Genomic DNA, 13,430 nt, shown 5'->3' on the forward strand with positions numbered 1-13,430 from the left:
GATAAAATTGAAATTTAGAATTTTTAAGCTTTTTTATTTTTTGCCACATAGTAGTATAATCATATTAGAGGTGATTTACTATGGTTAAAGCTTTATTAAGTATAGATTGGGATTATTTTATACCTATAAAGAGAGAATGGTGCGGCTCGTATTTTGAAAGCAAAAAAAATGTACAAGCATTGTGGTATAAAAGATATTTTAATTGTAAAGCAAAGGGAGAAGATATAGTAGATAAAGTTAAAGTTGGTATTGATTTAAATGAATTTTGGAAAAGAGCAAAAGAGGTATTTAACTTTGACAAAAATATTAAAATTTTTATAACAGATTCTCATAAGTGGTCTTATAATATTGCTAAGGATAATAAATGTAATACTGTTTTTAACATAGATGCGCACTCTGATCTTGGATATGAGGGGATTGATTCACTTTTATTTGAAGTCAATTGTTCAAATTGGCTTGGCAAATTATTTGGTGATAACATCATAGATAAAGGGCATATAATATATAGTCCATATACTTATGAAAATAAGAATGAATTTAAAGAACTTAACAATAAATTTGCAATTAACTATTGTAATATTAAAAAATTAAGCAGTAAAATAGATATTAATGCAATTCATATATGTAGGTCTGGTATGTGGACTCCGCCATGGCTTGATAATAAATTCTATGAATTTTGTTACGGAGTAATAGGAAACCATATAATTAAGTATTGTTCTAAGAGGAATTGGAACATAAAAAATATGACATTGTCAGAAAAACTAGATTATTTATATTGTTCTTAGCTATTAAAAAGTCGTATAATAATCAAGTAAATATATTTGATTATATATATACCACTTCAATTAATAAAATTTATGTGCACCAAAATCTCAGAACACAGCATTTTTAGTACAAATAAATTTTAAGTTTTAAATGGTGTATATTAGTAAAGGGTGAATTTTATTGGAAAAAAATCAGAAAAAAAGTAAAGGTAGAGCAGCAGAAATAAGAGATTACGCAATATCTATAGGAATTGCAATTGCAATAGCATTTTTGTTTAGAAGTTATGTATTTGCTAGAGCAAATGTAGATGGACCTTCTATGATGTCTACTCTTAAAGATAAAGATGTAATATTCGTTGAAAAACTATCTCTGTATTCTAAAAGTATAAAAAGGGGTGAAATAGTAACTTTTGATTCAGGGAATCCTACTCATGATACTTATGTAAAGAGAGTAATAGGGATTGCTGGAGATAATCTAGAAATAAAAGATGGTAATGTTTATAGAAATGGAGAAAAGCTTAAGGAATCTTATTTGAATCCCGGCATGAAAACTTTAGGAGGAAGCTTTCTTGGTGTAAATAAAAAATATAAAGTTCCAGAAGGATACATATTTGTCATGGGAGACAATAGGACGGTAAGCTTGGATAGCAGATATTTAGGTCCAATTTCACTTAAGGCACTGAATGGTCATGTTATTTTAAGAGCATATCCTTTTAATACTATGAAGATATTCTAATAATAAAATTTTAAATATTATTGACATAAGTATTAAATAATGATATCATATATAAAAGTAAGAAAAAATTTAATACCTTTAATGATTGGTCCAGAGAGGCTAAGAAGGATTTGAAATTAGTTTAAAATTTTGCTTAAAGTGTATACTTTTGTACGTTAAGCCTTCTTTCTGGAGAAGGCTTTTTATTATACATTTTTATTGCAGAGATAGGAAATAATGGGTTACGTTCCAATATATTTTTGTGGAATGTTTAGTTGTTCAAACCTTCTTAGTTATATTAAGAAGGTTTTTATTTTATACATTGTTGCATAAATATGAGTAGAGAAATTAATAAGCAGTAATGCGTAACATGGCTTAAATATTGCAAAAAAGCATTGACAGTAATTTAAAATGTGAGATAATATATGTATAAATATAAGAATAAACGTATATTTTATTAAAGAAATTAATTGTAAGTTTAAATATAAAGAAGAGGTGTATTCAATGAAAGGTATATTATACTTAGAAGATGGAACTGCTTTCGAGGGAAATGGATTTGGAATGGTTGGAACAGAAATTGGAGAACTAGTTTTTAATACTTCTATGACAGGATATCAAGAGATATTAACAGACCCATCCTATGCAGGACAAATAGTAAATATGACTTATCCGCTTATAGGCAACTATGGAGTAAGCAGCTTTGAAAATCAATCCGAGAAAGTTTATGCAAAAGGATTTGTAGCAAAGACAATATGCAAGACGCCATCAAATTATAAGAGTGAGAAAAGTATAGATGAAATGTTAAAGGATATGGAGGTAGTTGGAGTTTATGGAGTAGATACAAGAAGTATTACTAAAAAAATTAGAAATACTGGAGTTATGAAATGCGTGATTTCTAATGAAATTTTTGACTTAAACGAACTTAAGAAAATCATGGCTTCAACTGAAATTGTAGATAAGTATGTTTCAGAAGTAAGTACTAAAGAAATTTTGCATATAAGTGGCAATGGATATAAAATTGCCGTTATGGACTTTGGTATAAAAAGTGATATAATAGAAAATCTTAAGGCAAAAGATTTCGATATAACAGTATTTCCATATGATGCTAGTCCAGAAGAAATTTTAAGTATTAATCCAGATGGATTGTTTTTAAGCAATGGACCTGGAGATCCTAAATCAATTCCAGAGACAGTTAAAAATGTAAAGAAACTTATAAAACATTTACCTACCTTTGGGATATGCCTTGGACATCAAATAATTGCACTTGCAGTTGGTGGAGATACTTATAAACTTAAATTTGGTCATAGAGGTGGAAATCATGGTATCTATGATATTGAAAGAGATAAGGCGTATATAACAGCACAAAATCATGGATACGCAGTAGAGGAAAAAAGTGTTATGGAAAAAGGCATGATAATTACGCATAGAAATTTAAATGACGGTACGGTAGAAGGAATGAAACACAGTAAACTTCCAATTTTCTCAGTTCAATTTCATCCTGAAGGTGCTCCAGGACCTACTGATACGACATATCTTTTCGATAAGTTTAAGAAAAATATAAAAAATAGTAAGATAAATGAAGTGAAATGTAAGCTTCAAATAGACTCATGTTTGGAAAAAGTGGCATATTAATTAAGAAGTTTATATAAAACATTCAAATTTTTAAGCATTAAGAGGAGGATAACTATGCCTTTAGATAAGACAATAAAAAAAGTACTAATAATAGGTTCAGGACCTATAATAATAGGTCAGGCAGCAGAATTCGATTACTCGGGAACACAGGCTTGTAAGGCTGTAAGAGAAGAGGGAATAGAGACAATTCTTGTAAACAGCAATCCTGCAACTATAATGACCGATTCACATATTGCAGATAAAGTTTATATTGAGCCTCTTACTGTAGAATCAGTAGGCGAGATAATAAAAAATGAAAAGCCTGATGGCATATTAGCTGGATTTGGAGGTCAGACTGCTTTAAATCTTGCTATGCAGTTAAAAGACGATGGAGTACTTGAAAAATATAATGTAAAACTTCTCGGAATAAATAGTGAGGCTATAAAAAAGGCAGAAGATAGAGAAGAATTTAAGGAACTCATGGAAAGAATAGATGAACCAGTTCCTAAAAGTATTATAGCAACACATGTAGATGAATGTGTTGATTTCGTAAATAAATATGGTCTTCCAGTTATAATAAGACCAGCATATACATTAGGTGGAACAGGCGGCGGAATAGCAACAACCATGGAAGAACTTCATGAAATATGTGCAAGAGGAATAATGCTTAGTCCTATTGGTCAGATACTCTTAGAGCAAAGTGTTGCGGGATGGAAAGAACTTGAGTATGAGGTTATGAGAGATAAAAAAGATAACTGTATTATAGTATGTAATATGGAAAACTTGGACCCAGTTGGAGTGCATACTGGAGATAGCATAGTTACAGCACCATCGCAGACGCTTAGAGATAAAGAATATCACATGCTTAGAAATTCAGCACTTAAAATAATAAGAAATCTTCAAATAGAAGGTGGATGTAATATACAGTTTGCCCTTGATCCAAAGAGCAGCAGATATATAGTAATAGAGGTTAATCCAAGAGTTAGTCGTTCAAGTGCGCTTGCTTCAAAGGCAGCAGGCTATCCTATAGCAAAAATTGCAGCAAAAATTGCCATAGGATATAGTTTAGATGAACTTAAAAATTATGTAACTAAAAACTCAAGTGCATGTTTTGAACCAGCACTAGACTATGTTGTTGTAAAAATACCTAAGTGGCCTTTTGAGAAGTTTAATACAGCAGAAAGAAAGCTTGGAACTCAGATGAAAGCTACTGGAGAGGTAATGGCAATAGACAGAACTTTTGAAAATGCACTTTTAAAAGCTGTAACCTCAATTGAAGGTAAAATGACAGGTCTTAGACTTGAAAAGTTCAGATATACTACAGTTAGAGAACTTATTGAAAAAATAAAAAAGCAGGATGATGAGAGAATATTTGCTATAGCTGAGGCTTTTAGAAGAGGTGTTGAAATAAGCAAGATACACGATGTGACTCAAATAGATAACTGGTATTTAAATGGAATTAACAATATAGTTAACATGGAAAAAGAACTTGAAGATGAAGAAAATAAAAATAAATCTGAAGCTATAATAAAGGCTAAAAAGATGGGATTTACGGTTAAAGAAATAGCAAGACTTACTGAACTCTCTGAAGGGGAGATTTATGCCATAGTTAAAGTTGTAAAACCAGTATATAAAATGGTTGATACCTGTAGTGGTGAATTTGAAGCTAAAACTCCTTATTACTACTCATGCTATGAGAATGAAGATGAAGATGAAGTTACAAATGATAAAAAGATAATAGTTATTGGATCAGGTCCTATAAGAATAGGACAGGGAATAGAGTTTGACTACTGCTGCGTTCATGGAGTATGGGCAATAAAGGAAGCTGGCTATAAATCAATAACTATAAACAACAATCCTGAAACTGTAAGTACGGATTTTGATACTGCTGATAAGCTTTATTTTGAATCACTTTATATAGATAACGTAATGGATATAGTAGAGAAGGAGAAACCAGAAGGTGTTATAGTTCAGCTTGGTGGTCAAACAGCTATAAATCTTTCGGGAAAGCTTGCTGAAAGAGGCGTTAAAATACTTGGAACCTCCTTTGAATCTATAGATCTCGCAGAGGATAGAGAAAAATTCAGTGAGCTTTTAAAGAAGCTTGATATACCTCAAGCAGAAGGAACTGCTGTAACAAGCATGGAAGAAGCTTATGATGCAATTGAAAAGTTAGGATATCCCGTTATAGTAAGACCATCTTATGTAATAGGGGGACGTGCAATGCAAGTTGTATATGATCTTGCAGGTCTTCAAAAATATATGAGAGAGGCAGTTACGCTTTCAACTGAACATCCTGTACTTATTGACAGATATATAAAGGGTACAGAAATAGAAGTAGATACAATATCAGATGGTGAAAATATTCTTATGCCAGGAATTATGGAACACATAGAAAGAACAGGAGTGCATTCAGGTGATAGTATAACTATGTATCCTTACCATACCCTTCCAGAGAAAGTGGTTGATACACTTGTAAAATATACTAAAAAGCTTGCAAAAGCACTTGATGTTAAGGGACTTATGAATATACAGTATGTGTACGATGGAGACAGTGTGTATGTAATAGAAGTAAATCCTAGAGCCTCTAGAACAGTGCCAATATTAAGTAAGGTTACTGGAGTACCAATGGTTAAGTTAGCCATTGAAATTGCTACAGGTAAAAAACTTAAAGATTTAGGCTACGGAGTTGATTTAAAAAGAGATAATAAACTTTATGCGATTAAAGTACCTGTATTTTCAAATGAAAAGCTTGCAAATGTAGATACATACCTTGGACCTGAAATGCGTTCAACGGGTGAAGTTATGGGTGTGGATAAAGATTTCGATATAGCAATATATAAAGGTTTTAGAGCAGCAGGATATAGTATACCTACTAAGGGGAATTTATATGTATCAGTTAAAGATGTAGATAAGAAAGAAAGCGTAGCACTAGTTAAAGAGTATAGTGAAATTGGATATAAAATTTTTGCTTCAGGTGGAACAGGAAAATATTTAATTAAAAACGGAATAGATTGTGAAATAATAAGCTATAATGAGCTTATGCAGCTTATAGATGACAGTAAGATAAATCTTATAATAAATGCACCTACAAAAGGTAACGTAGTTGGAACTACAGGATTTAAGATAAGAAGAAAAGCAGCAGTATATAGAGTGCCTGTATTTACTTGTATAGATACAGCTAAGGCTTTTATAACTGCAATTAAGGTAAAAAAAGAAAACAGAGAAATAAATTATTTACCAATGAAAGAGTACTTTAAATAAATATGTAGGTAAAGAAACTTGAGAACTTAAATGTTGGCAAGTTTCTTTTACTTTACTATACTTATAAAAAATACTTAAATTCATAAAAAATTATTACTAAATTGGGTCAATTTGCGTTATAATAAAATTGATAATTACTTAGGAGGTTTGAAAATTGGCTAGACCTAGTATTTTTAGTAATCAGTATGACAGGCAAGTAAGAAGAAGAAAGCGAAGAAAAAAGATAATAGTTTTTTTGGTTTGTTGTTTAGGGATTTATTTAGTTGTAAAAATATATCTAGGAATTAACTTTAATGGGGTTAGCTTTAAAAATATTGCAACTAAGCTTGAACAAGAACAAAATAAGAAAGAGGCTGCTAATAAGAAATCATCTGAGAGGGTTAGTAAAACTACTAAGGGTAATTCAACGACGAAACCTAATAAAAATGAAAGTAAAGATCAAGTGGTTAATGCTAAATTGGCTGACGGGAAGCAGGTGATTGTGACTTATAATATTAGTGGAAATGTCAGAAAAATAAAATCTGTTAATTTAAATGGAGTCGATGGAGAATACAACATAAGCCCTTCATCACAAAATTTAATTATATATGAAAAGGCTGGACAAAATATGTATTATGTTGATGCTAATGGAAATGTTTCAGATATAACATATAAAACATATACGTCTACTAGTGGTACCACTTTTTCTAAAGATAATATTATTCAAAGTAACCAGAATTATATTTGGTGTGCTTCACCTAAGTTTATAGATGATAATACAGTGGTTTATATATCTCAGCTTCCTTGGTTTGATAATAGAACTGATAAATATGTATGGAGAACTACAATCAAAGATAAAGCTTATGCTAACACTAATATACATGGTAATGATGTGAAGATTAATGGTATGACAGATAAAGGCATAGAAATAGTGACAGATACCACTACACAGTATATGAAGGCAGATGGAACAACTACAAATTAGTCAGGAGTTGAAAGGACTTGAAAATAGGATTATCATCAGCAGTTTTTTATCCTTATGTAGATACTGAAGATTCACTTGAAATTATAAATAGTCTTGGGTTTGAATGTGCTGAAATTTTTTTAAACAGCTTTTCAGAGTATTCTGATGATTTTATAGATAAACTTATTCAAGAAAAAAATAATTATAATATAAGTATAAATTCAGTTCATGCTTTTTCTTCTTCCTTCGAACCATATATTTTTGATGCTTATAGAAGAAGAAGAAAGGATATGATTGAAAGTTTTAAAAAAGTATGCAAGGCTGGCAGCAGGCTTGGAGCAATGTGTTATACTTTTCATGGAATGAGATATCAAGATATGGCGACTATTAACAAAAAATTAATTATTGATATTTATAACGAACTTACATATATAGCTCTTGAAAATGGTATAAAACTTGCACAGGAAAATGTGTCGTGGTGTATGTCTCAAAGTCTGGATTTTCTAAAGTTTTTAAAAGAGAATTGCAAATATGATTTATTTTTTACCTTTGATATAAAGCAAGCTTATAGAGCTAATACGGAACCTTATAGGTATATAGATATAATGGGTGAAAAGTTAATAAATTTTCACATAAATGATAGAAGCAAAGAAGAAACGTGTTTACTCCCAGGGAAGGGAGAGGTTAATTATTTAGATATAATTAGTCTTCTTAAAGAAAACAATTATTGTGGAAATGGAATAGTAGAAATTTATAGAGAAAACTACACATCCTATGATGAACTTAAAGAATGTAAGAAAAAACTAGAAAAGTTTTTAAAATAATATAAATTATGTTATAATGTATTAATGTGAATTAAAAATTTAATTGTAAATAACTATTTGCATATGTTATAATGTTTAAGTTATTAAGTAAGGTACTTTAATTAGGAGGAATATTCATTATGAACGTTAATGTGGAAAAATCAGAGAAAAATATTGTTAAATTCGATATAACAGTTGAAGCAGAAAAATTTAAAGAATTTGTTATGAAAGCATATAATAAAAATCGCGGAAAGTACAATATACCTGGATTTAGAAAAGGAAAGGCACCATTTCAAATAATAAAACAATATTATGGAATTGGTGTATTTTATGAAGATGCAGTTAATTATTGTATAGATGCTACATATCCTAAAGTAGTGGAAGAAAATAATATAGATCCTGTAGCTTATCCAGAAATAGATATTGTTACTTTAGAAGAAGAAAAAGATTTTGTATATACTGCAAAAGTTACTGTTAAACCTGAAGTTGAACTTGGAGAATACAAGGGCGTAGAGGTTAAAAAGGTTGATCACGAAGTAAAAGATGAGGATATACAAAACGAATTAAAGAAAATGCAGGAAAAGAACGCAAGAATTGAAACAAAAGAAGATAACGAAGCAATAGAAAAAGGAAATTTAGCAGTTATCGATTTCAAAGGATATGTAGAAGATAAGGCTTTTGAAGGTGGAGAAGGAACTGATTTTTCACTTGAAATAGGAAGTGGTACTTTTATAGACAACTTTGAAGAACAACTTATTGGTGCTAAAAAAGGCGATCATGTAACTGTTAATGTAACCTTTCCAGAAGAATATGGTAAAGAAGAATTAAATGGCAAACAAGCTAGATTCGAAGTTGATATAAAAGAGATAAAAATAAAGGAAATACCTGCTCTTGATGATGAATTTGCAAAAGAAATTTCAGAATTTGACACTTTAGAAGAAGTAAAAGCTGATATCAAAAAGAAAATTGAAGAAGCTAATGCTGAAAGAGCAAAGACTGAATTTGAAGATAGTGTTGTTGATGCAGCAACTGAAAATGCCAAAATTGACATTCCAGAAGTAATGATAAAAAATGAAACTGATAGCATGCTTAAGGAATTAGAATCAAGATTAAAATATCAAGGATTGGATCTTAATTCTTATTATCAATTTACAAATAGTTCAGAAGAAAAAGTTAGAGATTATATGAGAGAAACAGCTGAAAAAAGAGTGAAAACAAAGTTGGTTATAGAAAAAATAGCTGAAGTTGAAGAAGTTAAAGCAACAGAAGAAGAATTAAAAGAAAAAGCTATGGAATATGCAAAACAATATACTGATAAAGACTTAGATAAGATGGCAGAATTAATATTACAGGCTCAAAAACCTATGATAGAAAACGATGTTGTCAACAGCAAAGTAATTGATTTATTAGTAAAAAATTCTAAAGTTGTAGCTTAAAATATAATTATTTTGATTAGAAAATTAAAAATATAGCATAATATATAAAAGGACTTAATTGCCAGGATACTTCTTGGCAATTAATTTTAAATAAAATCATAATTCTTAATTAGTAGGAGGGGATTTGTATGAGTTTAGTTCCTTATGTAATAGAGCAAACAAATAGAGGTGAAAGGTCTTACGATATATATTCAAGATTACTTAAAGACAGAGTAATTTTTCTTGGTGAAGAAGTAAATGATACATCAGCTAGTTTAATAGTTGCACAATTATTGTTTTTGGAAAGTGAAGATCCTGATAAAGATGTTTATCTTTACATAAACAGTCCTGGTGGATCAATAACTGCAGGAATGGCTATTTACGATACAATGCAATATGTAAAATGCGATGTTTCTACAATTTGTATAGGAATGGCTGCTTCTATGGGATCATTTTTACTTACGGCAGGTGCTAAAGGAAAGAGATTTGCACTTCCTAATAGTGAAATTATGATACATCAGCCACTTGGAGGATTCCAAGGTCAGGCTACTGACATAGGAATTCACGCTAATAGAATTCTTCACATAAAAAAGAAACTAAACACTGTATATAGTGAAAGAACAGGAAAGCCTCTTGAAGTAATAGAAAAGGATACAGAGAGAGATAACTTTATGGATGCATATGAAGCTAAAGAGTATGGACTTATAGATGATGTGATTACTAGTCACTAAAACAAATAACCTTTGAAAGAGGTGATGAAATGGCAAAATTCGATGATAAAAAACAATTACGTTGTTCGTTTTGCGGTAAAAGTCAAGATCAAGTTAGAAGATTAATTGCAGGACCAGGAGTTTATATATGTGATGAATGTATAGAGTTGTGTTCTGAAATAATTGCAGATGAGTTTGAAGAAAATCCACAAATTGATGTAGGAGCATTACCTAAGCCAACAGAAATAAAAAATTATCTTGACCAATATGTAATTGGGCAGGAAGAGTCTAAAAAATCATTATCAGTTGCCGTTTATAATCATTACAAGAGAATAAATTCCAATGCTGCTAGTGATGATGTAGAACTTCAAAAGAGTAATATACTTCTTCTCGGACCAACTGGTAGTGGTAAAACATTGCTTGCACAAACACTTGCAAAGTATTTAAACGTTCCTTTTGCAATTGCTGATGCTACAACTTTAACAGAGGCTGGTTATGTTGGTGAAGATGTAGAAAATATATTGTTAAAGTTAATTCAAAATGCGGATTATGATATTGAAAGAGCTGAAAAAGGTATAATTTATATCGATGAAATAGATAAAATAGCTAGAAAATCTGAAAATCCATCTATAACAAGGGATGTTTCTGGTGAAGGCGTTCAACAAGCACTTTTAAAAATACTTGAGGGTACTGTAGCTTCAGTTCCACCTCAAGGAGGCAGAAAACATCCTCATCAAGAGTTTATACAAATAAATACTACAAATATATTATTTATTTGTGGAGGAGCTTTTGATGGAATTGATAAAATTATAGAAAAAAGAACAAGAGTAAGTACTATTGGTTTTGGTGCAAATATTAAATCAAAGAATGAAAAGGATATAGGGAAGCTTCTTAAGGGAATTATGCCTGGAGATCTTCTCAAATTTGGCTTGATACCTGAATTCATAGGAAGAATTCCTATAATAGTTACCCTTAATGCACTTGATGAAGATGCACTTATAAAGGTTTTATCACAGCCTAAAAATGCTCTTGTTAAGCAGTATAAAAAATTGTTCCAACTTGATAATGTGGAACTTGAATTTCAAAATGAAGCTCTTGAAGCGATTGCAAAAGAAGCTATTCAAAGAAATACTGGAGCTAGAGGCTTAAGAGCAATCCTGGAAGAAATGCTTAAAGATACTATGTTTGACATTCCATCCAGAGAGGATGTTGAAAAAGTAGTAGTTACTAAAGAATCTGTAAAGAGTAAGCAGCTTGATCTTGTACTTTCTGATGGTGCTAAAAAGATTTCTGCTCCTAAGAAGACTGATGATCTAAAAGGCAAAAAAGGTATAGAAACTGCATAATTTATTATAGGAGGAGTAGCTAAAATTTTAACTACTCCTTTTATTTTTGCTGTATATTAAATACTAAAATATCACATAATATTGTTGATATAAAATAGCGTATAGTTTAATTATAAATAAAAGTGAGGCGTATTTTATGATTGCAATATTAATGACGATAGAAATAGTTTTTACATTAATAATGGGATTGTATTTTTTTAATGCTTTAAAAGGGCAGCAGACCAATAAAATTGTTATTGATAAAAGCAGCAAAAAAGAAATGGATAATCTAAATAAAATGAAAAAAATTAATTTATCTATTCCTTTATCTGAAAAAAGCAGACCTAATAAATTTGAAGAAATAATAGGGCAGGAAAAGGGAATAAAAGCATTGCAGGCGGCAATATGTGGACCTAATCCACAGCATGTTATAATATATGGACCTCCTGGAGTTGGAAAAACAGCAGCAGCAAGATTGGTTTTAGAATATGCCAAGAAGTGCTCATATTCACCATTTTCTGGCGAAGCTAAATTTATAGAAATAGATGCAACTACAGTAAGGTTTGATGATAGAGGTATAGCTGATCCACTTATAGGGTCAGTTCATGATCCGATTTATCAAGGAGCTGGTGCACTTGGGGTTGCTGGAATACCTCAACCTAAACCGGGAGCTGTAACTAAAGCGCATGGGGGAATACTTTTTATAGATGAGATTGGTGAATTACATCCAATTGAACTTAATAAGCTTTTGAAGGTTTTGGAAGATAGAAAGGTGTTTTTTGATAGTTCATATTACAATTCTATGAATGGCAATATGCCAGAGTACATAAGGGAAGTTTTTGAAAATGGACTGCCAGCAGACTTCAGACTTATAGGAGCAACTACAAGAAGACCAGATGAAATCAACCCAGCTATTCGTTCAAGATGTGTAGAAATATTTTTTAGAAGTTTAAAAGAAAATGAAATTGAACTTATAGCTAAGAATGCTGTTGAAAAAATCAATATAAGTATTGATGATGAGGCAATTAAGCTTATAGGAAAATACGCTTCAAATGGGAGAGAAACAGTAAATATGGTTCAGTTAGGTGCTGGCATCGTTTTAAATGAAAAAAATACTACCATCACATCTAAAGAAATAGAATGGATTGTAGAGAATGGTCAATATTTGCCGCACATTGAGCCAAGAATAAATGATGTACCAAGAGTCGGATATGTAAATGGACTGGGAGTTTATGGAATAAACAGTGGAGCACTTATGGAAATTGAAGCTACAGCTATTGAGGTTGGCGATGGAAATGGAAGAGTAAAAGCTACAGGAATAGTTGAAGAAGAAGAAATGAATGTAAGCAATAGAAAAATAAAAAAGATGAGTACTGCAAGGTGTTCAGTTGAAAATGCACTTACTATGCTGGAAAAAGTGTTTGGAATTGATGTTAATAATTATGATATCCATGTTAATTTTGCAGGAGGTGTTCCTGTTGATGGTCCTTCCGCTGGAATAAGTATTTCCTGCGCAATATACAGTGCTATAAAAAATGTAAGTGTAGATAATAAAGTGGCAATGACTGGAGAAATAACTCTTTATGGAGATGTAAAACCTGTTGGAGGAATAAATAGTAAAGTAAGTGCTGCTGAAAAAGCAGGAGTTACTACTGTGTTAATTCCGGCTTCAAACTATCAAAATATATTAAAAACATATAAAAACATGAGAATAATACCAGTTAAAAATATAAAAGAGGTTTTTAAATATGCTTTGGTTGAAAATAAAAATGTTGAAAACTTTATTGGGAATGAACAAGGAATACTTACTGCAAAGGGGATAAATAAGGATAATTACATGATTTAGAATTTGAAAAGTTGTTATTTTATGTTTATAATAT

General features: G+C 30.7%; 10 protein-coding genes. All 10 read left to right on the forward strand.

The genetic code is table 11. From position 1 onward, the window contains the following. Positions 1 to 80: 80 nt before the first annotated feature. Positions 81 to 785: an arginase gene (locus LQK79_RS11380; protein WP_231016641.1), complete on the forward strand. Its 705-nt coding sequence runs from the start codon at positions 81 to 83 to the stop codon at positions 783 to 785. A gap of 160 nt (positions 786 to 945) precedes the next feature. Then, entirely contained in the window at positions 946 to 1,500 is a 555-nt protein-coding gene (gene lepB / locus LQK79_RS11385) for a signal peptidase I (RefSeq protein ID WP_231016642.1), read from the forward strand. Between the two features lie 483 nt (positions 1,501 to 1,983). Then, positions 1,984 to 3,111, forward strand: coding sequence for a glutamine-hydrolyzing carbamoyl-phosphate synthase small subunit (carA, locus tag LQK79_RS11390; protein WP_231016643.1), 1,128 nt, complete (start codon positions 1,984 to 1,986; stop codon positions 3,109 to 3,111). A gap of 54 nt (positions 3,112 to 3,165) precedes the next feature. Further along, on the forward strand, positions 3,166 to 6,354 hold the full coding sequence (gene carB, locus LQK79_RS11395) for a carbamoyl-phosphate synthase (glutamine-hydrolyzing) large subunit (RefSeq protein ID WP_231016644.1): 3,189 nt from the start codon (positions 3,166 to 3,168) through the stop codon (positions 6,352 to 6,354). A 154-nt stretch (positions 6,355 to 6,508) separates the two neighbouring features. Beyond that, positions 6,509 to 7,318 carry a hypothetical protein gene (locus LQK79_RS11400; RefSeq protein WP_231016645.1) on the forward strand — a complete coding sequence of 270 codons (810 nt, stop codon included), beginning with the start codon at positions 6,509 to 6,511 and terminating at the stop codon, positions 7,316 to 7,318. 17 nt (positions 7,319 to 7,335) lie between these two features. Next, positions 7,336 to 8,121, forward strand: a complete 786-nt coding sequence (locus tag LQK79_RS11405) for a sugar phosphate isomerase/epimerase family protein (protein WP_053241232.1) — start codon at positions 7,336 to 7,338, stop codon at positions 8,119 to 8,121. A gap of 119 nt (positions 8,122 to 8,240) precedes the next feature. After that, entirely contained in the window at positions 8,241 to 9,536 is a 1,296-nt protein-coding gene (gene tig / locus LQK79_RS11410) for a trigger factor (protein ID WP_231016646.1), read from the forward strand. A 128-nt stretch (positions 9,537 to 9,664) separates the two neighbouring features. After that, on the forward strand, positions 9,665 to 10,246 hold the full coding sequence (gene clpP / locus LQK79_RS11415; protein WP_053241230.1) for an ATP-dependent Clp endopeptidase proteolytic subunit ClpP: 582 nt from the start codon (positions 9,665 to 9,667) through the stop codon (positions 10,244 to 10,246). Positions 10,247 to 10,275: 29 nt separating this feature from the next. After that, positions 10,276 to 11,571 (forward strand): ATP-dependent protease ATP-binding subunit ClpX, encoded by a 1,296-nt coding sequence (gene clpX / locus LQK79_RS11420; protein ID WP_053241229.1) that lies wholly within the window; start codon positions 10,276 to 10,278, stop codon positions 11,569 to 11,571. Positions 11,572 to 11,707: 136 nt separating this feature from the next. Beyond that, on the forward strand, positions 11,708 to 13,396 hold the full coding sequence (lonB, locus tag LQK79_RS11425) for an ATP-dependent protease LonB (protein WP_231016647.1): 1,689 nt from the start codon (positions 11,708 to 11,710) through the stop codon (positions 13,394 to 13,396). Positions 13,397 to 13,430 lie beyond the last annotated feature (34 nt).

This window comes from Clostridium guangxiense, assembly GCF_021043395.1.
Classification (GTDB): domain Bacteria; phylum Bacillota; class Clostridia; order Clostridiales; family Clostridiaceae; genus Clostridium_S; species Clostridium_S guangxiense.

Bases quoted from the DNA above. Each gene is read 5' to 3' on its own strand.
- clpX (WP_053241229.1), top strand. From the start codon at position 10,276: ATGGCAAAATTCGATGATAAAAAACAATTACGTTGTTCGTTTTGCGGT.
- lonB (WP_231016647.1), top strand. From the start codon at position 11,708: ATGATTGCAATATTAATGACGATAGAAATAGTTTTTACATTAATAATG.
- carA (WP_231016643.1), top strand. From the start codon at position 1,984: ATGAAAGGTATATTATACTTAGAAGATGGAACTGCTTTCGAGGGAAAT.
- carB (WP_231016644.1), top strand. From the start codon at position 3,166: ATGCCTTTAGATAAGACAATAAAAAAAGTACTAATAATAGGTTCAGGA.
- tig (WP_231016646.1), top strand. From the start codon at position 8,241: ATGAACGTTAATGTGGAAAAATCAGAGAAAAATATTGTTAAATTCGAT.
- LQK79_RS11380 (WP_231016641.1), top strand. From the start codon at position 81: ATGGTTAAAGCTTTATTAAGTATAGATTGGGATTATTTTATACCTATA.
- clpP (WP_053241230.1), top strand. From the start codon at position 9,665: ATGAGTTTAGTTCCTTATGTAATAGAGCAAACAAATAGAGGTGAAAGG.